The following is a 25,906-nucleotide window of genomic DNA, read 5'->3' as shown; positions in this document are numbered from 1 at the left end:
GTAAGGAATATCATGAACATAAAAAAGTTACTATTAGTTATGCCCCTCTTATTTTCTTTTGCTACTTATGCGAGGGATTGTGCAACAGAATTTGAAAATGAAAATTATGAAAAAGCATTTGTTGAATGTACACAAGAAGCAGAAGAAAATGACAAAGTGGCACAATATAATCTAGCTCGTATGTATGATGATGGTGAAGGAATAGAGCAAGATAAACTTAAAGTGGTATATTGGTATACGAAAGCAGCGGAGCAAGGGGATTCTACTGCACAAAATGATTTAGCGGTTAAATATTATGACGGTGAAGGAATAGAGCAAGATAAACTTAAAGTGTCATATTGGTTTGAAAAAGCAGCAGAGCAAGGTGAGTCTTTCGCTCAATATAATTTAGCGCTTATGAATTATAAAGGTGATGGTATAGATCAAGATAAAGTTAAAGCTGCATATTGGTATACAAAAGCAGCAGAACAAAATGACTCTGAAGCACAATATAAGTTAGGTATTATGTATGATAAGGGGGATGGGGTTGCACAAGATAAATCTTTAGCTAAAAAGTATTTTAAACAGTCTTGTGATCAGGGATTTGAAAGAGCTTGTAACAAATTAAAAAAATAATCCTATGATTTAATAAAAAAACCACCTTAAATCACTAAGGTGGTTTACTTGAAGTGTTGATTAATATTAGAGCCAATTATTTATCTTCAATCACTGTTGTTTTTTTAATATAGATTGATTCAACAGGGACATTTAGATGTGGTTCTATACGTTAAGTTCGACAGTCATAATATTATCAATAATCTCTCTCTTCTTTTAATAAGTTCACCCGTAATACAATAACTTCATTTTTGGTGATCAGTAATTAAGAAAATTAATGCTAATGATTTTTTTGATACATACATTTATATATAATGAGTAACATAAAAAAAATTGATGTCTATTTTAACCTGTATAGGAAATACAATGAAAAAACTGGTATGTTTTGGGTTTTTAGTCCTGTGTTCTTTTTCGAGTTATGCCAGTAAATGTAAAACAGAATTTGAACAAAAAAATTATGAAAAAGCACTTGTTGAATGTACACAAGAAGCAGAACAAGGAGATATGAATGCGCAAGCTTATTTGGGACTTATGTTTTATAATGGTCAAGGAATAGAGAAAAATAAACAAAAAGCTATTTTTTTGCTAACAAAAGCGGCGGAACAAGGTTCAACTGAAGCTCAAAACAATTTAGCCAGTATATATTATGAAGGTAATGGAATCGACCGAGATAAACAAAAAGCGGTTTTTTGGTTTACTAAAGCTGCGGAGAAAAACGACTCAGAAGCACAATTCAATTTAGCACTTTTGTATTATTATGGTGAAGGGGTTAAACAAGATACACAAAAAGCTATTTTTTGGTATACAAAAGCGGCAGAACTGGGTTTAGCTGAAGCTCAAAATAATTTAGCAGCGATGTATTATCAAGGTGAAGGTATTGAGCAAGATATACAAAAATCGATATTTTGGTTATTAAAAGCGGCAGAACAAGGTTTAGCTGAAGCTCAAAATAATTTAGCTGTTAGGTATCGTAACGGTGATGGAATAGAGCAAGATATACAAAAAACTATTTTTTGGTATACAAAAGCAGCAGAGCAAGGTTATCTTGATGCACAATACGATTTAGCGAATATATATTTTAATGGTGAAGGGGTTACAAAAGATAAACAGAAGGCAGCATATTGGTATACAAAAGCAGCGGAAAACAGTGAATCTAACGCACAAAATAATTTAGCGGCTATGTATGATAAAGGTGATGGTATAGAGCAAGATAAACAAAAAGCGTTATATTGGTATACAAAAGCAGCAGAGCAAGGTATTTCCATCGCACAAAATAATTTAGCGGTTATGTATGATAAAGGCGATGGTATAAAACAAGATAAACAGAAGGCAGCATATTGGTATACAAAATCAGCAATACAAGGTGAATCTATTGCTCAATACAATTTAGCTCTTATGTATGATAAAGGAGATGGTATAGAACAAGATAAGCAGAAGGCTGTATATTGGTATACAAAAGCGGCGGAGCAAGGAGACTCAAGCGCCCAATATAATTTAGCAGTGATGTATGATGACGGTGAAGGTATAAAGCAAGATAAAATTAACGCTGAATATTGGTATATTAAAGCGGCGGAGCAAGGTCTTTCCATCGCCCAATATAATTTAGCCATTATGTATTATTACGGTAAAGGTGTAGAGCAAAATAAACAGAAGGCTGTATATTGGTATACAAAAGCAGCAGAGGAAGGTCACTCTAGCGCTCAAAATAATTTAGCGTTTATGTATGATAATGGTGACGGCATAGAGCAAAATAAACAGAAGGCGTTGTATTGGTATACAAAAGCAGCAGAAAAAGGTGAGTCTAACGCACAAAATAATTTAGCATCTATGTATAATCAAGGTGATGGTATAGAGCAAAATAAACAGAAGGCTGTATATTGGTATACAAAAGCGGCGGAGCAGGATCACTCAAGCGCCCAATATAATTTAGCGTTCATGTATTATGACGGTGACGGCATAGAGCAAAACAAACATAAGGCAATATATTGGTATACAAAAGCAGCTGAGCAAGGTAACTCCTATGCACAATATGATTTAGCATCTATGTATAATCAAGGTGATGGCATAGAGCCAGATAAACAAAAGGCGTTATATTGGTATATAAAAGCAGCTGAGCAAGGTTACTTCAGAGCACAATATAATTTAGCCATTATGTATTATTACGGAGAAGGCATAGAACAAAATAAACAGAAGACTGTATATTGGTACACAAAAGCGGCGGAGCAGGATCACTCAAGCGCCCAATATAATTTAGCCATTATGTATTATTACGGAGAAGGCATAGAACAAAATAAACAGAAGGCTGTATATTGGTACACAAAAGCAGCGGAGCAAGGTCACCCCGGAGCACAATATAATTTAGCGTTTATGTATGATAAAGGAGATGGAGTTAAGCAGAATAAATCTTTAGCTAACAATTATTTGAAACAGTCTTGTGAGTTGGGTTTTGAAAAGGCCTGTAATAAATTAAAAAAATAATCCTATGATTTAATCAAAAACCACCTTAAATCACTAAGGTGGTTTACTTAAAGTATTGATTAACTTTAGGGTCTATTGTTTATCTTCAATAACTGTTGCTTTTTTAATATAGATTGGTTCAACAGGGACATTTTGATGTGGTCCCATTCGTTTAGTGGCTACGCTAACAATTTTATCAACGACATCCATTCCATTAATGACTTTACCAAAAACAGCATAACCATATTGGTCTGGTGATTGGTAATTAAGAAAATTATTATTTACAACATTAATAAAAAATTGGCTAGTTGCGCTATCCACTACATTGGTTCTTGCCATTGCAATAGTTCCGCGATCGTTTTTCAAGCCATTATTTGCTTCATTTTTAATTGGTTGTTGAGTTTCTTTGAATTTTAATTGATCATCAGCGCCACCGCCTTGAATCATAAATCCAGGAATGACTCGATGGAAGGTTAAATTTTCATAATAACCGCTATTGACATAATCAAGAAAATTTTTCGTGGTAATTGGCGCATGTTCGCTATCTAATTCAATTTCAATATCACCCATACTGGTTTGTAATAATACTTTGCTATCAGCCAAGGTAACAGTTGAAAAAAGGCTTAATAGTAATGATATAACTAATAGTTTGATTTTTTTCATTTAACAAATCCTTACTCCAAAATAGTGGGCAAATTATACCGAATATTAGATGAATTGAAATGATTAATATGACTAATTAACTAAAATTTTGGGTGATAGATTCCAGTATCGAGATTAATAAATAAAAAATAGCTTTTATTTATTATAATTCATATTGTTAGTAAGCTTATTTTCTTTCCATTTTTAAACTTATTTTGTAGATAAAAAAAACTGTTCCTCAAAATTTTTTGCTAAGCGATGAATCATTATGCGATGTATTTTATGTAATATGCCTTTAGTGTTGCCTCATCATGGGATTTGTAGTCAATGTGTTAAAAACTTACCAAAATTTAATAAGATTTGTTATCAATGTAGTCTTCCTCATTCATTATCAACCAAAATCTGCTATCGATGTCGTGATAATCGGCCTTATTGGGATGAAATGATTGCTGTAACAGAATATATGGCACCGTTAAAAAGATTAATCCAACATTTAAAATTTTATCGAAAAACTGAGTTAACTAATGCTCTGGCCAGATTAATGTTTTTAGCGTGGTATCAACGACGGTTGGGTAGTGGTTTGGTTAAACCAGATATTGTAACTTGTGTTCCATTGCATCATTTTCGTTATTGGTCTAGAGGATTTAATCAAGCGGCATTATTAGCGAGACCAATATCTAGATGGCTTAATTGTGATTTTCAACCTTATCTGTTATCACGAAAGTCAGTTGCACACGATCAAAAGTATCTATCGCTTAAGCAACGAATAACCAATGTTGAAACCTTATTTAGATGTCGCGATGATTTAACCAATCAATCGATAATGCTTATTGATGATATTGTTACTACCGGCAATACCATAAATGCCATTAGCCAGCAATTAAAACATTGTGGGGCAAACTATATTCAGGTAGTTTGTTTATGTCGCACCATCTTGTAAAATCTAAAACACCCCCTATAATGACCAACAGGGTTAGTCAACTATTATCGATGATGTTAGTGATGATTAATGTCAATCGTGCCAAAGTGAGGGATTATGTCTATTATTACCATTTCTGAATCAGCGCAACAACATTTCAAAAAATTACTTGCTAATCAGCCTGATGGTACACAAATTCGGGTTTTTGTTATTAATCCTGGCACACCATCGGCAGAATGTGGGGTTTCATATTGCCCAGTAGATACAATAGAAGATAGTGATATAGAAGAGCAACAACACGCAGGTTTTGCTATTTATATTGATGAAATTAGCGCTCCTTTTTTAGAGGAAACGGTGATTGATTATGTAACTGATGAATTAGGTTCTCAATTAACTTTAAAAGCGCCGAATTCAAAAATGAAAAAGGTTGCCGATGATGCGCCGTTAATTGAACGCGTCAATTATGTTATTCAAGCACAGGTTAATCCGCAATTAGCTAGTCATGGTGGTCATGTGAGTTTGGTTGAATTAACCGATGATAATTATGCGATATTACAATTTGGCGGTGGTTGTAATGGTTGTTCGATGGTCGATTACACTTTAAAAGAGGGGATTGAAAAACAGCTACTTGCTGAATTCCCTGAACTGGTAGGCGTAAAAGATATTACCGAACATCAAGCTGGAAACCATTCATATTGTTAAAAAATTTTCGATTTACATCTTGCTTATTGCTGTGATTAAGTCATAATCGCTTAATGTTTGCCAATTCACATCATGATGGGGTTATATGAATCAAGTTAGTATTATTTCAGATCTTATCGTTTGGATTGAAAAAAATTTGGAGCAACCCTTATCTATTGATAATGTCGCCCAGAAATCAGGTTATTCAAAGTGGCATTTACAACGAATGTTTAAAGAAGTAACTGGTCAAGTACTTGGTACTTATATTCGTCACCGCAGATTAACTTATGCGGCATTATCTTTGCGCATGACAAGTAAACCTATTTTAGATATTGCTATGCAATATCGTTTTGATTCGCAGCAAACTTTTACTCGTTCTTTTAAAAAGCAATTTAATGAAACACCAGCAAGTTATCGTCGTGGTGAATTTTGGGATCCTACCGGGTTAACTCCTGCTATTGAATTAAATAAAAATCGACTTTCTTTACCTGAACCTAAATTTGTGAATATGCCGAAACAAACTTTTTGGGGAATCTCTTACAAAAATAATTGTAATTTGAGTCAAATTTTAGATGAAGAAAATAAATTAAGATCGCAGTTTTTTCAAAATTATTTATCCCATTATGCTCACAATTGTGACAGTTTACCGGATAAGATTTTTGCTTTTAGCCGTATCTTGAAAAGTAAAGATAATGCTAATGAACAAGAACTTTTATATACAATTGCCTTAGATCATAATAATAATCTTGAGCATATAGAACCAATTGTTAATGAAGGTGGTTTATATCTTTGTTTTAAATATATCGGTTCGTTAGAAAATTTCAGTGATTTTATTTCTCAAGTCCACTTAGCTGCAATGCCTGCATTGAAAGTTCGGTTACGCACCTCAAGCTGTTTAATTGAGATTCATCATAATCATCATGATGATACGATTAAATGTTTTGAAGATATTCATACTATGGAATGCGATTATTGTGTACCTGTGGTTGCAGATGATGAAGTCAATATCCAGTCAAACTTGTTATAGTTTACTTTAACTAGTTTTTATAAATATTGACTATTATTTTATTTATCTGATTTCAATAGAATGTTTTCCAACCACACTTTAAATTCAGGAGTTGCTTCTTTTAAACTATTCGATCCTCTTGTAACAGTGGCAATGCCAATTTTTAATTGCTCTTTAAGTTGTCGCTGATTGATCGAGCCATCCAGTAAAGAACGGACAATTTTAACTCTTGTGATTAATGCATCCCGTTCATCAGCTGTCATCAGTAATTTCAATATATCTAATGAATAACCGCTATTAAATGCTTGGTGTAATATTTCAACCGTTTGGTTCCATTCTTTAGTTTTCATGTAATGCACCATTAATATTGTCTATTAAATTCGTTTGTTGTCAGTATATGAGGATGTTGATTTCCTAAAATATATTGGTAAATATAATCATAAACTAATACACTTTTGACATAATTTCGAGTTTCATTAAAGGGAATACTTTCAATAAATGCGATAGCATCAAGTTTTCCATTACTATTATTCAACCATTTTTTTACTCGGGCAGGACCAGCATTATATGCGGCCGAGGATAAAATACGATTGTTATCATTTTGTAAATAAACGCTATTTAAAAAATAAGTACCTAACTGTATATTCGTTGTCGGTTCAAACAGTTGGCTTGGTGAATAATAGGTAATATTACTGACTTTTTTGGCTGTTTCCTTAGCTGTTGCTGGCATTAACTGCATTAAACCACTGGCTCCAACTGGAGATTGTATCATGGTGTCAAATGCACTTTCTTGCCGAGTTATTGCTAAAGCATAAGATAATGGAATCGCTTTATCCTTCAAGGCATCATTATATAAGTTTTTATACATGATAGGTAGGCGTTCAGTCCAATTATCCCATAATTTACCTGATATTGTTGCTTGTATACTTAGTTCTCCCCAACCTTTTTGATAAGCGTATTTAGCTAAATCTAAATATTCATTTTCAGCTGCTTGGTTTTTAAGTACATATCGCCATTCTTGTTTTGACTCCGCTAACATACCTAATAACCTTAATTCTTTAATTCTAATGACAGATGGTTGCAGGTCATACTTGGCTTTTAGTGCATTGATTTCTGCAGTTGGGATCTTTTTCGATAAATTATTGATAGTATATGGTTGATTAAGAGCTTGTGCACTTACCATGCCATAAAAACCACGTTTATTAGCTAAACTTTTTAAGATATGTTTTGCTTCCTTGGTTTTATTGTTATTGAGTAATACTCGAGCGTGCCAATATTGCCACTCTTCTTTTAGTTGATCTTCTGGAGTTAGTTGTTTTAGCCAATGTGCAATATCTTTGTAATTATTAGCATCAATAGCCATGCGAATACGTTTTTCAACTAAAGTTGAGTTGTGACTCTTGCTAATATAATTATCCCGCCATTTGATCTGTTCTGAAGTTGCTGAATCACTAAAATAACTATTGGCTAAGCTTTGTTGTAATCTAATTTGCTCATCATTAGTGAAATTCTGTTTTTTAATTAGTTGTGGTAATAATGCTGCAGCCACATTTTTGTCAGCTTTAGCTAACCGAGGGTAAGATGCTAAGATAATTTTTTTTGTAAAGGTACTCGTTTTAATATTTTTTGAAAAATCTTCAATTTTTCGTGGATTATCCAAAATAGCTAATAAATGATTTTTGGTTGTTTGATAGTTATCATCGAGTAAATTAGTTAAATGACGAGCTAATTTTAAATTGTTTTTTTCCAGCGCTAATTCTACGCGTAACAAAATAAGATTTGCTGTGCGTTTACCACTTTTTGACCATGCATCTAATAAAGGATCACAAGCTTGAGGTAATTCTTTACCTGTTAACCATAGTGATTCGATATTATCGAACACCACTTTGTCTTGATGTTGCTGTAATTTTGCATACTGATATCGGCAATTAGAGGCAATGGAATTATCTTTAGGAAAAATGATAATTGCATTCCAGTCTTGACGATTAGCTAGCTCAGCTATATAAGCTTCAGTTAATGATGATGTTAATGGGAAATCATGGTATTTTTTAACAAAATCACTCACTGTTTGTGTTGGTACTGTTTTAATATTGTTTTGAAAAAATTGCACAGCAGCATAAGGGTATAGTGGATAGTTTTTTAATTGTTTTAGTAATGTCTGTTGTTCATCAAAAGTTAATGATTGATAAGTGTTTTGCCACTTTTGATAATTTTTTCGTAAATCTTTCAAAGTAGGCTCCGCAAACACACTTTTAGCCCAAAGTATGCTTAATATCAAACACCAACGTATTACTAAATTCATTCTTAAACTCCTGTATCAAATTAGTTTATTAGATTAACATATTCCCGTATATTTCGTCGATCAAGAACTGATAACTTAATTCCCACTAAAGTAGTCAACTAAATACTTGACTAAAAGTAAAGGATATATAAAATATTTACTGTTAAATATAGGGGAATGATTAATGAAATTGACATCAAAAGGGCGATATGCAGTGACGGCTATGTTAGATGTAGCACTGCATTCACAATCAGGCCCGGTATCACTTGCTGATATTTCAGAACGTCAGGAAATCTCACTATCTTATTTAGAACAACTGTTTTCTAGATTGCGTAAAAATGGTTTAGTTTCAAGTGTTAGAGGTCCTGGTGGTGGTTATGTACTCGGCCGTAGTATGGAGCAAATTGCGATTAGCTCAATTGTTAAAGCTGTTGATGAAACTGTTCATGCGACTAAATGTCACGGTAATACCGGATGTCAAAACGGTGTAAGGTGCCTTACCCATAGTTTATGGAATGACTTGAGTGAACGAATCAACGATTTTCTGACCAGCATTACTTTAAGCGAATTGGTTAATAATCAAGAAGTGAAAGCTGTCTCTAATCGACAAAGTCATCTTCATCAAAACAGAATTAATTAAAAATACAGAATTTGTAATTGGGAGTAATTAATGAAATTACCTATTTATATGGATTATGCAGCAACAACGCCTGTAGATCCAAGAGTAGCTGAAAAAATGATGCAGTATTTAACACCCGATGGTGTTTTTGGTAATCCCGCTTCTCGTTCACATAAATTTGGTTGGCAAGCAGAAGAAGCAGTTGATATTGCACGAAATCAAATTGCTGACTTAATTGGTGCCGATTCACGTGAAATTGTATTTACTTCAGGTGCGACAGAAGCAGATAACTTAGCCATTAAAGGTGCGGCACATTTTAATCATGCTAAAGGTAAACATATTATTACCTGTAAAACTGAACATAAAGCAGTACTTGATACTTGTCGTCAATTAGAACGAGATGGTTATGAAGTGACTTATTTAGCACCAGAATCAAATGGTATTCTTGATCTTGATAAACTGGCTGCAGCGATGCGTAATGACACAACTGTTGTCTCAATTATGCACGTTAATAATGAAACTGGTGTTATTCAGGATATCGAAAAAATCGGTGAAATGTGTCGTGAAAGAGGTATTGTATTTCATGTTGATGCAACCCAGAGTGTTGGTAAATTACCGATAGACTTAACCAAATTAAAAGTCGATCTTATGTCTTTTTCTGGACATAAGATCTATGGACCAAAAGGTATTGGTGGACTTTATGTTAGACGTAAACCACGAGTACGTATTGAAGCCCAAATGCATGGTGGTGGACATGAACGCGGTATGCGTTCTGGTACTTTACCGGTACACCAAATTGTGGGTATGGGTGAAGCATACCGCATAGCAAGAGAAGAGATGGCAACAGAAATGCCTCGCCTTTTAGCACTAAAAACTCGTTTATGGAATGGATTAAAAGATATTGAAGAAGTCTATCTTAATGGTTCATTAGAGCATGGTGTGGCTAACATTTTAAATGTAAGTTTTGCTTATATTGAAGGTGAATCACTTATGATGGCACTAAAAGATTTAGCCGTATCATCTGGTTCAGCATGTACTTCTGCAAGTTTAGAGCCGTCTTATGTATTACGAGCACTAGGACTTAATGATGAACTGGCCCATAGCTCAATAAGATTTTCATTTGGTCGATTTAGTACCGAAGAAGAAGTGGATTATGTAATTAAGTTAATTAAAGATTCTATCGGTAAATTAAGAGATCTTTCTCCGCTTTGGGAAATGTTTAAAGATGGTGTTGATTTAACAAAAATTAAATGGTCAGCCCATTAAAAATTAGGAGTGAATTATGGCATACAGTGAAAAAGTCGTCGATCATTATGAAAATCCTCGTAATGTAGGTTCTTTCGATCAAAATGATCCGAATGTTGGAAGTGGTATGGTTGGTGCACCAGCATGTGGCGATGTAATGCGATTACAAATTAAAGTTAATGATGATGGTATTATTGAAGATGCCAAATTTAAAACTTATGGCTGCGGTAGTGCAATTGCCTCAAGTTCATTAGTGACTGAGTGGATTAAAGGTAAATCATTAGATGAAGCTGAGGCAATAAAAAATACTGATATAGCGAAAGAATTAGCTTTACCTCCGGTTAAAATTCACTGTTCAATTTTAGCCGAAGACGCCATCAAAGCAGCAATTGATGATTATAAAACCAAAAAAGGACAACGTTAATGGCAATCACATTAACTGATAGTGCAGCAGATCGAGTTCAGGCCTTTTTAGCTAACAGAGGTAAAGGTGTTGGGCTTCGGTTAGGCGTTAAAACTTCTGGCTGTTCTGGAATGGCTTATGTATTGGAATTTGCTGATATTATTAATGATGATGATAGTGTTTTTGAAGATAAAGATGTCAAAGTTATCGTTGATAAAAAGAGCTTAGTTTATATTGATGGAACAGAGCTTGATTTTGTCAAAGAAGGTCTAAATGAAGGCTTTAAATTCAATAACCCTAACGCTAGCAACGAATGTGGTTGTGGCGAAAGCTTTAATGTTTAATGGGACATGAATTGTGATTAATTACTTTGAATTATTTCAATTACCAATCCAATTACCTATTGATAGTGGTCAGTTAACGGCCAACTATCAACAATTGCAACGTCAATATCATCCCGATAACTTTGCTAATGTAAATGATAATGAAAAAGTGGCCATTGTTCAGAAATCAGCGATGATCAATGATGGTTATCAGACCCTGAAAAATCCGATAAAAGCGGCTGAATATTTTTTGTCTTTGCAAGGTTTTGATGTTGCAACAGAGCAAAATATTATTCATGATGCCGATTTCTTAATGGAACAATTTAGTTTGCGTGAAAAATTGGATGATATTGAAAATCAAAATAATATTGATCTGTTAGATGATTTTCATTCGGAAATTTCGCAACGAAAAAAACAAGTCTATCATCAGCTATTACAACATATATCCCAACAAGATTGGCAAAGCGCAGTTAATCAAATCTATAAAATCCGTTATCTAGCTAGATTGATTGAACAGATCGAAAAGTTACAAGAAAAGCAATTTGCTTTATAATTTAAGATTAAGTAACACATCAATTAGAGATAGATCAAATGGTATTATTACAGATTAGTGAACCGGGACAAACACCAGAACCTCATCAACGTCGATTAGCTATTGGCATAGATCTAGGTACAACTAATTCTTTAGTGGCAACAGTTCGTAGTGGGCAAGCAGAAGTTTTGCCTGATTTAGACGGTAATGCATTATTACCATCTGTTGTGCATTATGGCCTAGACCATGATGATAATATTATTATTACGGTCGGTAAAAATGCTAAAACTAATGCAGCCAATGATCCATTTAATACGGTTAGTTCCGTAAAACGCTTAATGGGAAGGAGCTTAACTGATATTGATAGTTCGCGCTTTCCTTATACTTTTTCACAAACTGATAATGGTGTTCCTTTATTAAATTTACCTAATCAACAAGTTAATCCAGTACAAGTTTCAGCTGAGATTTTGATTGCTTTGGTTGATCGAGCTAAACAAAGCTTAGGTGGTGAGATTGATGGTGCAGTAATAACAGTACCTGCTTATTTTGATGATGCGCAAAGACAAGCAACTAAGGATGCAGCTAAATTAGCCGGATTACATGTTTTAAGATTACTGAATGAGCCAACAGCTGCTGCTATCGCTTATGGCTTAGATTCAGGTAAAGAAGGTGTTATTGCTGTTTATGATTTAGGTGGTGGTACATTTGATATCTCTATTTTACGCCTACATAAAGGTGTATTTGAAGTTTTAGCAACTGGAGGCGATTCAGCACTTGGTGGTGATGATTTTGACCGATTACTTGCTGATTATTTAAAAACACAGTTAGGTTTAAATAACAATTCTGACCCATATATAAACCAGAAAATTATCGATGAGACTGTTAAAATTAAAATTGCACTAAGTCAGCAAGATTCTGCTTTAGTCAATATAGAAGGGCAGTCTTTCACAATAACTCGTAAACAGTTTGAAGACTTAATTGAGCCTCTAGTTAAACGAACATTGGCTGTTTGTCGCCGAGCGTTGAAAGATGCGCAAATTGATTTTGATGAAGTTAGTGAAGTTGTGATGGTCGGTGGTTCAACTCGTGTGCCATTAGTAAGACAATTAGTTGGTCACTATTTCAAAACAGAACCATTAACGTCGATTGATCCTGATAAAGTTGTTGCTATTGGCGCTGCAATTCAAGCTGATATATTGGTTGGCAATAAACCTGATTCAGACATGTTATTGCTGGATGTTATTCCTTTATCATTAGGGATTGAAACTATGGGGGAATTAGTTGAAAAAATTATTCCTCGTAATAGTACAATTCCATGCGCTCGTGCACAAGAGTTTACCACATTTAAAGATGGTCAAACGGCGATGATGATTCATGTTTTGCAAGGTGAACGAGAAAGTGTTGCCGATTGCCGGTCGTTAGCAAAATTTACTTTACGAGGGATCCCTCCTATGCCAGCAGGTGGTGCGCATATTCGAGTTACCTTTCAAGTCGATGCTGATGGTTTATTGAGTGTTACTGCAATGGAAAAATCGACAGGGGTTGAGGCTGCGATTCAAGTTAAACCTTCTTATGGACTGTCTGAACATGAAATTGCTAGCATGATTCAAGATTCAATCAATTACGCAAATCAAGATAAACAACTAAGAAAGCTCGCCGAACAGAAAGTAGAGGCGGCCAGAGTACTTGAAACATTACAATCTGCTCTAGATAAAGATGCTGATTTATTAGATGAAGAAGAACTTAATCTTATCTTGAATGCTAAGCAACAATTGCAACAAGCAACTGAATCTGATGATTGTTCTTTAATTGAGCAGCAAATAAAAATTGTTGATAATGCAACGCAAACTTTTGCTGCTAAACGTATGAATAGATCAATACGTGATGCCTTAACCGGGCATAGCGTTGATGATATTTAACCAATGAGATTATTATGCCTAAAATTACCTTTTTACCAAATGCTGAGCTTTGTCCCGAAGGAAAAACTGTTGAGGCCGAAGAAGGCGAATCAATATTAGATGTCGCTTTGCGCAATGACATCGAAATAGAGCATGCTTGTGAAATGTCTTGTGCATGTTCAACTTGTCATTGTATTGTTCGAAAAGGATTTGACTCACTTGAAGAAAGTGATGAACAAGAAGATGATATGTTAGATAAAGCTTGGGGGGTTGAGCCTCATAGTCGCTTAAGTTGCCAAGCTAGGGTGACCAATGAAGATCTAGAAGTGGAAATTCCAAGATATAGTCTAAATCATGCTAAAGAAGATCATTAATTAGTCGCCTTCATGGCGACATTATTCTGTAAAAACCCCTTTCCTCAAATTTTTCACTTGTGATAATTATCACATTTTATTTACCTAATTTACTTAGCTGCTTTTAACTTGATAATGATTCTGCTATAGCTAGAGACTAAACATATGCTTAAAAATAAACAGGTGTTTATGAATAAAAGAGAAAAGCAGATCCTCACGATTATTCGCAAAGATCTCTTCATCCAACAACAAATGATTGCTGACATGTTAGGCATTATCCGTTCTAGTTTAGCTTGGTTACATTATGAATTTGACTCAAATATGATTATCACTGGATTAACCGGTATTCGTGTGTTTGCAACCGGTGGTCTAGGTGGTGTTCATCGTGGGGCAGAACATACTTTTGATATTTCAGCCGATCTCCAAGAACTTGCGAATATCGGTGTTGCAGTTGTTTGTGCTGATGTTAAATCAATTTTAGATTATGGAATATCCAGGAACATTTGGTGGGTTTATGGTTGCTAATCCTATCACAACAGAATATGCAATGGATGAAGAGTTAATTTTAGCAACAATTGAAAAAACATTAAAAGAATCAGTTGAACAAGGCATTAAAGGTAAAGAAACTACTCCATTTTTATTGGCAAAAGTGGTGGAGTTAACTGGTGGTGATAGTTTAGAAGCAAATATCAATCTTGTCTTTACTAATGCAAAATTAGCTTCTGAAATTACGATGAATTATCGTAATAATAAATAAATTTAATGCAATTAAAAATTGTATTTTGTAATCTAAACTGCTTTTAAATGCTGAAACAGCATTACTATGATTACTGTTCCATTATTAGCTAATCAATTAGATAATTATACACAAGTTTTTATAATTACTCCTTGCATTAGCCGATAAATCCCGTATAATTGTCGCACTTTGTTTGCTGATTATTTCAATAAACAATGCGTAAAAAGATATAGTCTTTATGTCAAAATATTGCATTATATCAACAATATCTCCGATTTGGGGATTACGAAAAGAACGGATTACACTCTCCTGTCAATCGAAACAGGGCAAGAGGAGTAATCTTTTGTTATAACTTTTAAATAGTGGAGCTCTGGTCTCATGTCGAACCAAAGAATCCGTATCCGGTTAAAAGCGTTTGATCATCGTTTGATTGATCAATCAACTGCTGAAATTGTAGAAACTGCGAAGCGCACAGGCGCACAAGTTCGTGGTCCTATTCCATTACCGACACGCAAAGAGCGTTTCACAGTATTGATTTCTCCGCACGTTAATAAAGATGCGCGTGATCAATATGAGATTCGCACTCATAAACGTCTAGTTGATATTGTAGAGCCAACTGAAAAAACAGTTGATGCTTTAATGCGTCTAGATCTTGCTGCCGGTGTTGATGTGCAGATCAGTTTAGGTTAATCCTAAGCTGAATGATTGAGAGGTCGAAACAATGATTGGTTTAATCGGTCGTAAAGTAGGAATGACACGAATCTTCACCGAAGAGGGTGTTTCTATTCCTGTCACCGTAGTTGAAGTTCAAAGCAACCGCGTTACTCAAGTTAAAACACTTGAAAATGACGGTTATCAAGCTATTCAGGTTACTACAGGCAGCAAAAAAGCAAGCCGCGTAAACAAACCTGAAGCAGGTCATTTCGCTAAGGCTGGCGTTGAAGCTGGTCGTGGTCTATGGGAATTCCGTTTTGAAGAAGGCGAATATACTGTAGGTCAAAGCATTAACGTTGATATTTTCACAGACGTTAAAAAAGTTGATGTTACTGGTACATCTAAAGGTAAAGGTTTCGCTGGCGTAACTAAACGTTGGAATTTCCGCACTCAAGATGCTACTCATGGTAACTCTTTGGCACACCGTGGTCATGGCTCTATTGGTCAAAACCAAACTCCAGGTAAAGTGTTCAAAGGTCGTAAAATGGCAGGTCACTTAGGTAATGAACGTGTAACTGTTCAAAACTTAGATATTGTACGTGTTGATGCTGAACGTAACCTTTTATTAATTAAAGGTGCAGTACCAGGCGCGATCAATAGTGACGTAATTGTTAAACCGGCAATCAAGGCTTAACGTCGAGGAGATAGAGATGGAATTAGTAGTAAAAGACGCGCAAGCGCTTTCTGTTTCCGAAACTACCTTCGGACGTGAGTTTAATGAAGCGTTAGTTCACCAAGTAGTTGTTGCTTATGCATCTGCTGCTCGTCAAGGCTCTCGCGCACAAAAAACTCGTGCAGAAATCGCTGGTTCAGGCAAAAAACCATGGCGTCAAAAAGGCACAGGTCGTGCTCGTTCAGGTTCTATTAAGAGCCCAATTTGGCGTAGTGGTGGTGTAACATTTGCAGCAAAACCACAAGATCATAGCCAAAAAGTTAACCGTAAAATGTATCGTGGTGCATTAAAGAGTATTTTCTCTGAATTAGTGCGTCAAGAACGTTTAATCGTGGTTGAAACATTTACTGTTGAAGCACCTAAGACTAAATTATTAACTCAGAAATTAAATGATATGAATCTAAAAGATGTTCTAATCATTACCTCTGAAGTTGATGAAAATCTTTTCTTAGCAGCACGTAACTTATATAAAGTTGATGTGCGTGATGTGGCAGGTATTGATCCAGTTAGTTTGATTGCATTTGACAAAGTGGTTATCACTGTTGATGCCGTTAAACAAGTAGAGGAGATGTTAGCATGATTCGTGAAGAGCGTCTGCTTAAAGTCCTGCGAGCACCACATGTTTCTGAAAAAGCATCTATTTCAATGGAAAAAACAAATACATTAGTATTGAAAGTTGCTAAAGATGCTACTAAGAGAGAGATTAAAGCCGCAGTTGAACAACTATTTGAAGTCAAAGTAGATGACGTTAATACTCTTGTTGTTAAAGGCAAAGTAAAACGTCGTGGTCAACAAATCGGTCGCCGTAGCGACTGGAAAAAAGCTTACGTTACTTTAGCAGAAGGTCAAAATTTAGACCTTGCTGGCGTCGCTGAGTAATTCGGAGGAGTAAGAACAATGGCAGTTGTTAAGTGTAAACCTACATCTCCGGGTCGTCGCCACGTTGTTAAAGTGGTTAACCCAGAGTTGCATAAAGGTAAGCCTTATGCACCGTTGCTTGATACAAAAAGCAAAACTGGTGGTCGCAATAATAATGGTCGTATCACTACCCGTCATATCGGTGGTGGTCATAAACAACATTATCGTATTGTCGACTTTAAGCGTAATAAAGATGGTATTCCAGCAGTTGTTGAACGTTTGGAATATGATCCGAACCGTAGTGCAAATATTGCATTGGTTCTATATAAAGACGGTGAACGTCGTTATATTTTAGCGCCTAAAGGCTTAAAAGCAGGTGATCAGATCCAATCTGGTGTTGATGCAGCGATTAAAACAGGTAACTGTTTACCAATGCGCAATATTCCAGTAGGTTCTACCGTGCATAATATTGAAATGAAACCAGGTAAAGGCGGACAACTTGCTCGCTCAGCTGGTAGCTATGTTCAAATCGTTGCTCGTGATGGTGCTTATGTAACATTACGTCTACGTTCAGGTGAAATGCGTAAAGTATTATCTGATTGCCGCGCCACTATTGGTGAAGTGGGTAACTCAGAACATATGCTTCGCGTACTAGGTAAAGCGGGTGCAACGCGTTGGCGTGGTGTTCGTCCTACTGTTCGTGGTACAGCAATGAACCCGGTAGACCATCCACATGGTGGTGGTGAAGGTCGTAACTTTGGTAAACATCCTGTGTCTCCATGGGGTCAAAAAGCCAAAGGATTGAAAACGCGCAGCAACAAACGTACTGATAAGTATATTGTTCGCCGTCGCAATAAGAAATAATTAATATAGAGGATTAGCTATGCCACGTTCTCTCAAGAAGGGTCCTTTTATTGACCTACACTTGCTGAAGAAGGTAGAGAAAGCGGTGGAAAGCGGGGACAAGAAACCAATTCGTACTTGGTCCCGTCGTTCAACGATCTTTCCTAACATGATCGGATTGACCATCGCTGTCCATAATGGTCGTCAGCACGTTCCAGTTTATGTTTCCGACGAAATGGTTGGTCATAAATTGGGTGAATTCGCGCCGACTCGTACTTATCGCGGCCACGCTGCGGATAAGAAAGCTAAGAAGAAATAAGTAGGAGAAAGAGATGGAAACAATTGCAAAGTACCGCCACGCTCGTTCTTCTGCACAAAAAGTTCGCTTAGTTGCAGATCTTGTTCGCGGTAAAAAAGTGTCTCAGGCACTTGATATTTTAACGTACACCAATAAAAAAGCGGCTGTACTTGTTAAAAAAGTATTAGAGTCTGCTATTGCTAATGCAGAGCATAACGATGGTGCTGATATTGATGATCTGAAAGTTGCGAAAATTTTCGTAGACGAAGGCCCAACCATGAAGCGTATTATGCCTCGTGCGAAAGGTCGTGCAGATCGAATTTTGAAGCGTACGAGTCACATCACCGTGATCGTCTCAGATCGCTAGGCTGGAGAATAGCAATGGGTCAAAAAGTAAATCCAAATGGTATCCGACTAGGCATCGTCAAGCCTTGGACATCTACATGGTATTCGGGTACAAAGACATTCGCTGATAATTTAGAAAGTGATTTTAGAGTGCGTGAATTCTTAAATAAAGAATTAGCACAAGCATCAATCTCTAAAATTGTTATCGATCGTTCAGCAGAAACTAACGTTCGCATTACTATTCACACTGCTCGTCCAGGTATTGTGATTGGTAAAAAAGGTGAGGACGTTGAAAAATTACGTAATGCCGTAGCTTCTATTGTCAATAAATACAAAGACAAAAAAGAGAAACGTGATGTTGCAGTACAAATTAATATTGCTGAAGTTCGTAAACCAGAACTAGATGCTAAATTAGTTGCTGACAGTATTACCTCTCAGTTAGAACGCCGTGTTATGTTCCGTCGTGCAATGAAACGTGCGGTACAAAATGCAATGAAGGCGGGTGCTAAAGGTATCAAAGTTGAAGTAAGTGGTCGTTTAGGCGGCGCTGAAATTGCTCGTAGTGAGTGGTATCGTGAAGGTCGCGTACCATTACATACATTAAGAGCGGACATCGACTATGGTTTATCAGAAGCATTGACAACCTATGGTATTATTGGTGTTAAAGTGTGGATCTTCAAAGGTGAGATCCTTGGTGGTATGGCTGCCGTTGAACAAGCAGAAAAACAACCTGCTGCTCAACCGAAAAAGCAGCGCAAAGGCCGAAAACAATAAGGAGCGTCGCTGATGTTACAACCAAAGCGTACAAAATTCCGTAAAGTGCACAAGGGCCGCAATCGTGGTCTTGCTGTGAGTACTGATGTAAGTTTCGGTACATTCGGTCTTAAGGCTGTGGGTCGTGGTCGTTTGACTGCGCGCCAGATCGAAGCAGCACGTCGTGCAATGACTCGTGCAGTTAAGCGTCAAGGTAAAATCTGGATTCGAGTTTTCCCTGATAAACCAATTACTGAAAAACCACTTGAAGTGCGTATGGGTAAAGGTAAGGGTAACGTTGAATACTGGGTTGCTCAGATTCAACCAGGTAAAGTCCTTTATGAAATGGACGGTGTACCGGAAGAAGTTGCTCGTGAAGCATTTGCGTTGGCAGCTGCAAAACTGCCAATTAAAACCACCTTTGTGATTAAGACGGTGATGTAAATGAAAGCAAAAGAGCTACGCGAAAAAAGCGTTGAAGAGTTAAATACTGAACTTCTTAATTTATTACGTGAGCAATTTAACTTACGTATGCAATTAGCTGGAGGTCAGTTAACACAAACTCATATGTTAAAACAAGTGCGTCGTAATATTGCACGAGTTAAAACGTTATTAACTGAGAAGGCGGGTGCGTAATATGACTACTGAAGTAAAAATTCGTACTCAGCAAGGTCGTGTTATTAGCGACAAAATGGATAAATCTATTACTGTAGCTATTGAACGTAAAGTGAAGCATCCGTTATATGGTAAGTTCATTAAACGTACGACTAAATTGCATGTACATGATGAAAACAACGAGTGTGGTATTGGTGATACTGTAGAAATTAAAGAGTGTCGTCCATTATCAAAAACCAAATCTTGGACTCTTGTTCGAATCGTTGAAAAAGCAGTTAGCTAATCTATTTGATTAAAAACTGTACATAATATAATAAACGGCTCACTAGCCGTTTATTTTATGCTATCCATTTCATTTGAGTGGTGTTATACTATGCGCCCTCACGTAAGTGGGTTTTTGGTTGTCTATTCTTATCCATGGTAGTTGAGGTGGATGAAGGTAGATTAGACAATAATTAATTTATACGGAGCATTAAAATGATCCAAGAACAGACTAGGCTCGATGTTGCTGATAACTCTGGCGCACGTAGCGTAATGTGTATCAAGGTTCTCGGTGGATCGCATCGTCGTTATGCAGCGGTAGGTGATATCATCAAAGTTACCATTAAAGAAGCTATTCCACGTGGTAAAGTTAAAAAAGGTGATGTACTTAAAGCTGTGGTGGTGCGCACTCGAAAAGGTGTTCGTCGTCCTGATGGATCTGTCATTCGTTTCGATCGCAATGCTTGTGTTATTTTAAATAATAACAGTGAGCAACCGATTGGTACGCGTATTTTTGGACCGGTCACTCGTGAACTTCGTTCTGAGAAGTTTATGAAGATCATTTCATTAGCACCAGAAGTACTGTAAGGAGCGGGTAATGGCAGCTAAAATCCGTCGAGAAGATGAAGTTATCGTGTTAGCCGGTAAAGATAAAGGTAAACGCGGTAAAGTAAAAAGTGTTTTGTCTACTGGTAAAGTGATTGTTGAAGGTATCAATTTGGTGAAAAAACACCAAAAACCAGTACCTGCATTAAATCAAGAAGGTGGAATTGTTGAGAAAGAGGCGCCAATTAACGTTTCTAACGTGGCAATTTTTAACCTTGATACAGGCAAAGCAGATCGCGTAGGCTTTCGTTTTGAAGACGGTAAAAAAGTCCGTTTTTATAAGTCTACTAATAAATTAATCAATTAAGTAATTTGGAGTGTACGATGGCGAAACTGCATGATTACTACAAAGCACAGGTAGTAAATAAACTGCAAGAACAGTTTGGCTACAAATCTGTCATGCAAGTCCCTCGGATCGAAAAGATCACCTTGAATATGGGTGTGGGTGAAGCAATTACTGATAAGAAATTATTAGATAATGCGGTTGCAGATTTAGCAGCAATCAGTGGTCAAAAACCACTAGTCACTAAAGCACGCAAATCAGTTGCTGGTTTTAAAATCCGTCAAGGGTATCCTATTGGTTGTAAAGTCACTTTACGTGGCGAACGTATGTGGGAATTTTTTGAACGTCTAGTTTATATTGCTCTTCCTCGTACTCGAGATTTTCGTGGTTTAAGCGCAAAATCTTTCGATGGTCGTGGTAACTATAGCATGGGTGTTCGTGAACAAATCGTTTTCCCTGAAATCGATTATGATAAAGTTGATCGTGTTCGTGGTTTAGATATCACTATCACAACAACTGCACAATCTGATGAAGAAGGCCGAGCTTTATTATCTGCCTTTAACTTCCCATTTCGTAAGTAAGGTAGGGCATAATGGCTAAACAATCAATGATTGAACGCGATAAGAAACGCGTAAAGCTAGCAGAAAAATATTTTGCAAAGCGTCAAGAATTAAAAGCGATTATCTCTGATCTTAATGCATCAGATGAAGATCGTTGGAATGCAGTGCTTAAATTGCAAACGCTTCCTCGTGATTCTAGTCCATCACGTCAACGTCGTCGTTGTCGTCAAACCGGTCGTCCTCATGGCGTCCTTCGTAAGTTTGGTTTAAGCCGTATTAAGGTTCGTGAATCAGCCATGCGTGGTGAGATTCCTGGTCTTAAAAAGGCAAGTTGGTAATCAGGGGAGTGTTATAGATGAGCATGCAAGATCCTATAGCAGATATGTTGACCCGCATTCGTAACGGTCAAGCTGCGAATAAAGTTGCAGTCACCATGCCTTCCTCTAAGCTAAAAGTGGCAATTGCCAATGTGCTAAAAGAAGAAGGTTATATCGGGGACTATAAAGTAGTTGGTGACACTAAACCAGAATTGGAAATCACCTTAAAATATTTCCAAGGTAAGGCTGTAGTAGAAAGTATTAAACGTGTTAGCCGTCCAGGTTTACGTATTTATAAACGTAAAGATGAATTACCAAAAGTAATGGCTGGATTAGGTATTGCAGTTGTTTCTACTTCTAAAGGTGTTATGACTGATCGTGCAGCACGCCAAGCAGGTCTTGGTGGTGAAATTATCTGCTACGTAGCGTAAGGGAGAAAAAAATGTCTCGTGTTGCAAAAGCACCTGTCGTTGTTCCTGCTGGCGTAGAGGTAAAACTCAATGATCAGGTAATTACGATTAAAGGTAAAAATGGCGAGTTATCTCGTGAAATAAATAAAGCTGTTGTTATTAATCAAGCAGAAGGCCAAATTACATTTGCGCCTCGTGACGGTTTTGCTGACGCTTGGGCACAAGCAGGTACTGCTCGTGCATTAATTAATGCAATGGTTATTGGTGTTACTGAAGGTTTTACTAAAAAACTTCAGCTAGTTGGTGTCGGTTATCGTGCACAAGTTAAAGGTAATACAATTGGTTTATCTCTTGGTTATTCACATCCAATTGATCATGAATTACCTGCAGGTGTAACAGCTGAATGTCCTTCTCAAACTGAAATCGTTCTGAAAAGTGCTGATAAACAGTTAATTGGACAAGTAGCTGCTGATATCCGTGCTTATCGTCGTCCTGAACCTTATAAAGGTAAAGGTGTTCGTTACGCAGATGAAGTTGTGCGTACTAAAGAAGCTAAGAAAAAGTAAGGTAACACTATGGATAAGAAATCAGCTCGTATCCGTCGTGCAACTAAAGCGCGTCGTAAGATGCAAGAACTACTTGCAACTCGCTTAGTAGTTCACCGTACTCCGCGTCATATTTATGCGCAGATTATCGCACCAAACGGATCAGAAGTACTGGCAGCGGCTTCAACATTAGAAAAAGCTATCAGTGAAAGTTTAAAATACACTGGAAACAAAGATGCAGCAGCAGCAGTTGGTAAAGCAATTGCAGAACGTGCATTAGCGAAAGATATCAAAGAAGTTTCTTTTGATCGTTCAGGTTTCCAATATCATGGTCGAGTTCAGGCGCTAGCAGATGCTGCTCGCGAAGCTGGCCTACAGTTCTAAGGTAGGAGTTAAAGATGTCAAACATCGAAAAACAAGCTGGTGAACTGCAGGAAAAATTAATCGCAGTTAACCGAGTTTCTAAAACCGTAAAAGGTGGTCGTATTTTTAGTTTTTCTGCACTAACAGTGGTTGGTGACGGTAATGGCCGCGTTGGTTTTGGATATGGTAAAGCACGTGAAGTGCCAGCAGCAATCCAAAAAGCAATGGAAAAAGCACGTCGTAATATGATTAATGTTGCGTTAAATAACGATACTTTACAGCATCCAGTTAAAGGTGCTCATACAGGTTCTCGTGTTTATATGCAACCAGCATCAGAAGGTACTGGTATTATCGCCGGTGGTGCAATGCGTGCTGTATTAGAAGTTGCTGGTGTTCGTAACGTTCTAGCTAAAGCATATGGTTCTACTAACCCAATTAACGTGGTTCGTGCGACTATTGATGGCTTAGAAAATATGAAATCTCCAGAAATGGTTGCTGCTAAGCGTGGTAAAACCGTCGAAGAAATTTTGGGGTAATTAGCCATGGCAAAGACAATTAAAATTACACAAACTCGTAGTTCTATTGGCCGTCTACCGAAGCATAAAGCAACGTTAGTTGGTTTAGGATTACGTCGTATTGGTCATACTGTTGAGCGTGAAGATACACCAGCAATTCGCGGTATGGTAAACCAAGTTTATTACATGGTTAAAGTTGAGGAGTAATAGTAATGCGTTTAAATACTTTATCTCCTGCTGAAGGTTCAAAGCATGCATCTAAGCGCGTGGGCCGAGGAATCGGTTCTGGGCTAGGTAAAACTGGTACTCGTGGTATCAAAGGTCAAAAATCACGTTCAGGTGGCGGCGTTCGTCGTGGCTTCGAGGGTGGTCAAATGCCTTTATATCGTCGTTTACCAAAATTTGGTTTTACCTCACGTAAAGCTATGGTAACAGCACAAGTTCGACTTTCTGATTTAATGAAAGTTGAAGGTGATATTGTTGACCTAAATAGCTTGAAAGTTGCTAATGTGATTAATTCACAAATCGAATATGCAAAAATCATGTTATCTGGAGAAGTTACTAAACCAGTAACAGTTCGTGGTATTCGAGTAACTAAAGGTGCTAAAGCTGCAATTGAAGCTGCTGGCGGAAAAATTGAGGAATAATTAGAAAGATGGCAAAGCAACCAGGATTAGATTTTCAAAGCACACGAGGCGGTAGTGGTGAGCTTAAAAGACGTTTATTATTTGTGCTTTTAGCGCTTATTGTTTTCCGTCTTGGTTCTTACGTTCCGGTTCCTGGTATTGATACTAAAGCGTTATCGGACTTACTGGAAAAATCATCTAATGGTATTGTAGGTATGTTCAATATGTTCTCTGGTGGTGCTTTAAGCCGTGCTTCAATTTTTGCTTTAGGGATAATGCCTTATATTTCTTCATCTATTATTGTGCAGTTATTAACGGCAATTAACCCTAAATTAGCAGAATTGAAGAAAGAAGGTGAATCAGGTCGTAAAAAAATCAGCCAGTATACTCGTTATGGCACATTAGCTTTAGCGATTGTACAAGCGGTTGGTATTGCGACTGGTTTACCGAATATTCCTGAGTATAGTCGTGTTGTGATTAACCCAGGATTTTCTTTCTATTTTATTGCATCGATTAGCTTAGTTACTGGCACTATGTTTCTTATGTGGTTGGGTGAGCAAATCACGGAACGCGGTGTAGGTAATGGTATTTCTATCATTATCTTTGCGGGTATTGTGGCAGGTCTTCCTCATGCAATATATGAAACGATTGAACAAGCTCGTTCTGGTTCATTGCATCCGATTTTATTATTAGTAGTCGCAGCATTAGTGGTTGGTGTGACTTACTTTGTTGTTTTTGTTGAACGTGGTCAACGACGTATCGTTGTCAATTACGCGCAAAGACAACAAGGTCGCCGTGTGTATGCTGCACAAAGCACACATTTACCATTAAAAATTAATATGGCGGGTGTTATTCCTGCTATATTTGCTTCAACAATTGTTATGTTACCATCAATGATGGCTTCTTGGTTCCAAGGAAACGGTGAGGGATGGAGATATATTTTTCTTCTTATCGGACAATATTTCTCTCATGATCAACCGTTATACATAATCTTTTTTGCTGTCGCGATTATTTTCTTCTGTTTCTTCTATACGGCATTGGTTTTCAATCCTAGAGAAACAGCAGATCAGTTAAAAAAATCTGGTGCATTTATTCCAGGTATCCGTCCAGGTGAACAAACATCGAAGTATATTGACAAAGTAATGACACGTTTAACGCTAATTGGCGCTATTTACATTACTCTTGTATGTTTGGTACCAATGTTTATGACAAGTGCGATGAAAGTTCCAGTTCAATTTGGTGGAACATCATTATTAATTGTAGTTGTTGTAATCATGGATTTTATGGCACAAGTACAGACTTTAATGATGCCAAATCGTTATGAGTCAGTGTTAAAGAAAGCGAATCTTAAAGGCTACGGCCGATAAGTTAGCCAGAAGTTACGGAGAAAAAAATGAAAGTTCGTGCTTCAGTCAAGAAATTATGCAGAAATTGTAAAATCATCAAACGCAATGGCATCGTTCGTGTTATTTGCATTGAAGGTAAACATAAACAACGTCAAGGTTAATATCACTTAACTGTAAAGTTGAACTTTTGCATATTTTACTTGCCAAAGTATAGTAAAGCTGGCTAGAATAGCCAGCCTAAAAAATTTTTTTGTAGATCCATCGTTTGAGTATCCTGAAAACGGGC

The 25,906-nt window shown here is 36.8% G+C and carries 38 protein-coding genes and 1 pseudogene; 36 read left to right on the top strand and 3 right to left on the bottom strand.

Annotation, left to right across the window (positions count from 1 at the left end):
• Nucleotides 1-12 precede the first annotated feature (12 nt).
• Nucleotides 13-615, top strand: a complete 603-nt coding sequence (locus B6D18_RS00660; RefSeq protein ID WP_086362680.1) for a tetratricopeptide repeat protein — start codon at nucleotides 13-15, stop codon at nucleotides 613-615.
• A gap of 345 nt (nucleotides 616-960) precedes the next feature.
• The gene (locus tag B6D18_RS00655; RefSeq protein WP_158092501.1) at nucleotides 961-3,072 is read left to right on the top strand and encodes a tetratricopeptide repeat protein; all 2,112 of its coding nucleotides are present in this window, start codon (nucleotides 961-963) and stop codon (nucleotides 3,070-3,072) included.
• A 72-nt stretch (nucleotides 3,073-3,144) separates the two neighbouring features.
• Here B6D18_RS00655 and B6D18_RS00650 read toward each other — a convergent pair whose 3' ends face one another.
• The gene (locus B6D18_RS00650; protein ID WP_086362678.1) at nucleotides 3,145-3,714 is read right to left on the bottom strand and encodes a peptidylprolyl isomerase; all 570 of its coding nucleotides are present in this window, start codon (nucleotides 3,712-3,714) and stop codon (nucleotides 3,145-3,147) included.
• Between the two features lie 247 nt (nucleotides 3,715-3,961).
• Between B6D18_RS00650 and B6D18_RS00645 the strand changes: the two genes are divergently transcribed.
• The 3 genes from B6D18_RS00645 (at nucleotide 3,962) to robA (ending at nucleotide 6,320) form a co-directional block, all read left to right on the top strand.
• The gene (locus B6D18_RS00645) at nucleotides 3,962-4,633 is read left to right on the top strand and encodes a phosphoribosyltransferase family protein (RefSeq protein ID WP_086362677.1); all 672 of its coding nucleotides are present in this window, start codon (nucleotides 3,962-3,964) and stop codon (nucleotides 4,631-4,633) included.
• Nucleotides 4,634-4,735: 102 nt separating this feature from the next.
• Entirely contained in the window at nucleotides 4,736-5,314 is a 579-nt protein-coding gene (nfuA, locus tag B6D18_RS00640) for a Fe-S biogenesis protein NfuA (protein ID WP_086362711.1), read from the top strand.
• Nucleotides 5,315-5,399: 85 nt separating this feature from the next.
• Nucleotides 5,400-6,320, top strand: coding sequence for an MDR efflux pump AcrAB transcriptional activator RobA (robA, locus tag B6D18_RS00635; protein ID WP_086321184.1), 921 nt, complete (start codon nucleotides 5,400-5,402; stop codon nucleotides 6,318-6,320).
• Between the two features lie 38 nt (nucleotides 6,321-6,358).
• On the opposite strand, the gene trpR is transcribed toward robA, so the two are convergent.
• Nucleotides 6,359-6,649 (bottom strand): trp operon repressor, encoded by a 291-nt coding sequence (gene trpR / locus B6D18_RS00630; RefSeq protein ID WP_207463508.1) that lies wholly within the window; start codon nucleotides 6,647-6,649, stop codon nucleotides 6,359-6,361.
• Between the two features lie 11 nt (nucleotides 6,650-6,660).
• Nucleotides 6,661-8,601 (bottom strand): murein transglycosylase, encoded by a 1,941-nt coding sequence (gene sltY, locus B6D18_RS00625; RefSeq protein ID WP_086362676.1) that lies wholly within the window; start codon nucleotides 8,599-8,601, stop codon nucleotides 6,661-6,663.
• Nucleotides 8,602-8,764: 163 nt separating this feature from the next.
• Between sltY and iscR the strand changes: the two genes are divergently transcribed.
• From iscR to rpmJ, 31 genes and pseudogenes are all read left to right on the top strand, one after another.
• Nucleotides 8,765-9,220, top strand: coding sequence for a Fe-S cluster assembly transcriptional regulator IscR (gene iscR / locus B6D18_RS00620; RefSeq protein ID WP_086362675.1), 456 nt, complete (start codon nucleotides 8,765-8,767; stop codon nucleotides 9,218-9,220).
• Nucleotides 9,221-9,250: 30 nt separating this feature from the next.
• Entirely contained in the window at nucleotides 9,251-10,465 is a 1,215-nt protein-coding gene (locus B6D18_RS00615; RefSeq protein ID WP_086362674.1) for an IscS subfamily cysteine desulfurase, read from the top strand.
• Nucleotides 10,466-10,481: 16 nt separating this feature from the next.
• Nucleotides 10,482-10,868 (top strand): Fe-S cluster assembly scaffold IscU, encoded by a 387-nt coding sequence (gene iscU, locus B6D18_RS00610; protein ID WP_034884104.1) that lies wholly within the window; start codon nucleotides 10,482-10,484, stop codon nucleotides 10,866-10,868.
• The gene (iscA, locus tag B6D18_RS00605; RefSeq protein ID WP_086321188.1) at nucleotides 10,868-11,191 is read left to right on the top strand and encodes an iron-sulfur cluster assembly protein IscA; all 324 of its coding nucleotides are present in this window, start codon (nucleotides 10,868-10,870) and stop codon (nucleotides 11,189-11,191) included. Before iscU ends, iscA begins: the two co-directional genes overlap by 1 nt.
• Before the next feature lie 13 nt (nucleotides 11,192-11,204).
• A complete protein-coding gene (gene hscB, locus B6D18_RS00600; RefSeq protein ID WP_158092500.1) occupies nucleotides 11,205-11,723 on the top strand; it encodes a co-chaperone HscB in 519 nt (172 codons plus the stop codon).
• Between the two features lie 38 nt (nucleotides 11,724-11,761).
• Complete coding sequence (hscA, locus tag B6D18_RS00595; RefSeq protein WP_086362672.1) at nucleotides 11,762-13,621, top strand: Fe-S protein assembly chaperone HscA; 1,860 nt, start codon at nucleotides 11,762-11,764, stop codon at nucleotides 13,619-13,621.
• Nucleotides 13,622-13,635: 14 nt separating this feature from the next.
• Complete coding sequence (gene fdx / locus B6D18_RS00590; protein ID WP_065577886.1) at nucleotides 13,636-13,974, top strand: ISC system 2Fe-2S type ferredoxin; 339 nt, start codon at nucleotides 13,636-13,638, stop codon at nucleotides 13,972-13,974.
• Between the two features lie 294 nt (nucleotides 13,975-14,268).
• Nucleotides 14,269-14,710, top strand: a pseudogene (locus B6D18_RS12935) (pseudouridine-5'-phosphate glycosidase); the annotation flags it as partial.
• A 357-nt stretch (nucleotides 14,711-15,067) separates the two neighbouring features.
• Nucleotides 15,068-15,379 (top strand): 30S ribosomal protein S10, encoded by a 312-nt coding sequence (gene rpsJ / locus B6D18_RS00580; RefSeq protein WP_006120582.1) that lies wholly within the window; start codon nucleotides 15,068-15,070, stop codon nucleotides 15,377-15,379.
• A gap of 31 nt (nucleotides 15,380-15,410) precedes the next feature.
• Entirely contained in the window at nucleotides 15,411-16,037 is a 627-nt protein-coding gene (gene rplC / locus B6D18_RS00575; protein ID WP_034902384.1) for a 50S ribosomal protein L3, read from the top strand.
• Nucleotides 16,038-16,053: 16 nt separating this feature from the next.
• The gene (rplD, locus tag B6D18_RS00570; RefSeq protein WP_034902381.1) at nucleotides 16,054-16,656 is read left to right on the top strand and encodes a 50S ribosomal protein L4; all 603 of its coding nucleotides are present in this window, start codon (nucleotides 16,054-16,056) and stop codon (nucleotides 16,654-16,656) included.
• The gene (gene rplW / locus B6D18_RS00565) at nucleotides 16,653-16,955 is read left to right on the top strand and encodes a 50S ribosomal protein L23 (protein ID WP_034885052.1); all 303 of its coding nucleotides are present in this window, start codon (nucleotides 16,653-16,655) and stop codon (nucleotides 16,953-16,955) included. The genes rplD and rplW overlap by 4 nt, the downstream gene beginning before the upstream one ends.
• A gap of 18 nt (nucleotides 16,956-16,973) precedes the next feature.
• Complete coding sequence (gene rplB, locus B6D18_RS00560) at nucleotides 16,974-17,798, top strand: 50S ribosomal protein L2 (protein WP_034902376.1); 825 nt, start codon at nucleotides 16,974-16,976, stop codon at nucleotides 17,796-17,798.
• A gap of 19 nt (nucleotides 17,799-17,817) precedes the next feature.
• Entirely contained in the window at nucleotides 17,818-18,096 is a 279-nt protein-coding gene (gene rpsS, locus B6D18_RS00555; protein ID WP_024496505.1) for a 30S ribosomal protein S19, read from the top strand.
• A 13-nt stretch (nucleotides 18,097-18,109) separates the two neighbouring features.
• On the top strand, nucleotides 18,110-18,442 hold the full coding sequence (gene rplV / locus B6D18_RS00550; protein WP_034884235.1) for a 50S ribosomal protein L22: 333 nt from the start codon (nucleotides 18,110-18,112) through the stop codon (nucleotides 18,440-18,442).
• A gap of 14 nt (nucleotides 18,443-18,456) precedes the next feature.
• Complete coding sequence (gene rpsC / locus B6D18_RS00545; RefSeq protein WP_034884234.1) at nucleotides 18,457-19,194, top strand: 30S ribosomal protein S3; 738 nt, start codon at nucleotides 18,457-18,459, stop codon at nucleotides 19,192-19,194.
• Between the two features lie 12 nt (nucleotides 19,195-19,206).
• Nucleotides 19,207-19,617, top strand: coding sequence for a 50S ribosomal protein L16 (gene rplP, locus B6D18_RS00540; protein WP_025314389.1), 411 nt, complete (start codon nucleotides 19,207-19,209; stop codon nucleotides 19,615-19,617).
• Nucleotides 19,618-19,809, top strand: coding sequence for a 50S ribosomal protein L29 (rpmC, locus tag B6D18_RS00535; RefSeq protein WP_034902373.1), 192 nt, complete (start codon nucleotides 19,618-19,620; stop codon nucleotides 19,807-19,809).
• Between the two features lies 1 nt (nucleotide 19,810).
• The gene (rpsQ, locus tag B6D18_RS00530) at nucleotides 19,811-20,071 is read left to right on the top strand and encodes a 30S ribosomal protein S17 (protein WP_025314391.1); all 261 of its coding nucleotides are present in this window, start codon (nucleotides 19,811-19,813) and stop codon (nucleotides 20,069-20,071) included.
• A 194-nt stretch (nucleotides 20,072-20,265) separates the two neighbouring features.
• Nucleotides 20,266-20,637 carry a 50S ribosomal protein L14 gene (gene rplN / locus B6D18_RS00525; RefSeq protein WP_025314392.1) on the top strand — a complete coding sequence of 124 codons (372 nt, stop codon included), beginning with the start codon at nucleotides 20,266-20,268 and terminating at the stop codon, nucleotides 20,635-20,637.
• A gap of 10 nt (nucleotides 20,638-20,647) precedes the next feature.
• Nucleotides 20,648-20,962, top strand: coding sequence for a 50S ribosomal protein L24 (gene rplX / locus B6D18_RS00520; protein WP_065651344.1), 315 nt, complete (start codon nucleotides 20,648-20,650; stop codon nucleotides 20,960-20,962).
• A gap of 17 nt (nucleotides 20,963-20,979) precedes the next feature.
• Complete coding sequence (rplE, locus tag B6D18_RS00515; RefSeq protein WP_025314394.1) at nucleotides 20,980-21,519, top strand: 50S ribosomal protein L5; 540 nt, start codon at nucleotides 20,980-20,982, stop codon at nucleotides 21,517-21,519.
• A gap of 11 nt (nucleotides 21,520-21,530) precedes the next feature.
• Nucleotides 21,531-21,836, top strand: coding sequence for a 30S ribosomal protein S14 (gene rpsN, locus B6D18_RS00510; RefSeq protein WP_025314395.1), 306 nt, complete (start codon nucleotides 21,531-21,533; stop codon nucleotides 21,834-21,836).
• A gap of 17 nt (nucleotides 21,837-21,853) precedes the next feature.
• Nucleotides 21,854-22,246 (top strand): 30S ribosomal protein S8, encoded by a 393-nt coding sequence (gene rpsH / locus B6D18_RS00505; protein ID WP_034902370.1) that lies wholly within the window; start codon nucleotides 21,854-21,856, stop codon nucleotides 22,244-22,246.
• A gap of 11 nt (nucleotides 22,247-22,257) precedes the next feature.
• The gene (gene rplF, locus B6D18_RS00500) at nucleotides 22,258-22,791 is read left to right on the top strand and encodes a 50S ribosomal protein L6 (RefSeq protein ID WP_086362671.1); all 534 of its coding nucleotides are present in this window, start codon (nucleotides 22,258-22,260) and stop codon (nucleotides 22,789-22,791) included.
• A 9-nt stretch (nucleotides 22,792-22,800) separates the two neighbouring features.
• The gene (gene rplR, locus B6D18_RS00495) at nucleotides 22,801-23,154 is read left to right on the top strand and encodes a 50S ribosomal protein L18 (RefSeq protein ID WP_034902364.1); all 354 of its coding nucleotides are present in this window, start codon (nucleotides 22,801-22,803) and stop codon (nucleotides 23,152-23,154) included.
• Between the two features lie 14 nt (nucleotides 23,155-23,168).
• Entirely contained in the window at nucleotides 23,169-23,669 is a 501-nt protein-coding gene (gene rpsE, locus B6D18_RS00490) for a 30S ribosomal protein S5 (protein WP_025314399.1), read from the top strand.
• A 6-nt stretch (nucleotides 23,670-23,675) separates the two neighbouring features.
• The gene (gene rpmD / locus B6D18_RS00485) at nucleotides 23,676-23,855 is read left to right on the top strand and encodes a 50S ribosomal protein L30 (RefSeq protein ID WP_025314400.1); all 180 of its coding nucleotides are present in this window, start codon (nucleotides 23,676-23,678) and stop codon (nucleotides 23,853-23,855) included.
• Between the two features lie 5 nt (nucleotides 23,856-23,860).
• On the top strand, nucleotides 23,861-24,295 hold the full coding sequence (gene rplO / locus B6D18_RS00480) for a 50S ribosomal protein L15 (protein ID WP_034902361.1): 435 nt from the start codon (nucleotides 23,861-23,863) through the stop codon (nucleotides 24,293-24,295).
• Between the two features lie 8 nt (nucleotides 24,296-24,303).
• On the top strand, nucleotides 24,304-25,641 hold the full coding sequence (secY, locus tag B6D18_RS00475; protein ID WP_086362670.1) for a preprotein translocase subunit SecY: 1,338 nt from the start codon (nucleotides 24,304-24,306) through the stop codon (nucleotides 25,639-25,641).
• A gap of 26 nt (nucleotides 25,642-25,667) precedes the next feature.
• Nucleotides 25,668-25,781: a 50S ribosomal protein L36 gene (rpmJ, locus tag B6D18_RS00470; protein WP_034884218.1), complete on the top strand. Its 114-nt coding sequence runs from the start codon at nucleotides 25,668-25,670 to the stop codon at nucleotides 25,779-25,781.
• Nucleotides 25,782-25,906 lie beyond the last annotated feature (125 nt).

Source organism: Gilliamella sp. A7 (genome assembly GCF_002142015.1).
GTDB classification, from domain to species: Bacteria; Pseudomonadota; Gammaproteobacteria; order Enterobacterales; family Orbaceae; genus Gilliamella; species Gilliamella apis_A.
The sequence above is the reverse complement of the archived record's forward strand: the minus strand, read 5'-3'. Positions and strand labels throughout refer to the sequence as shown.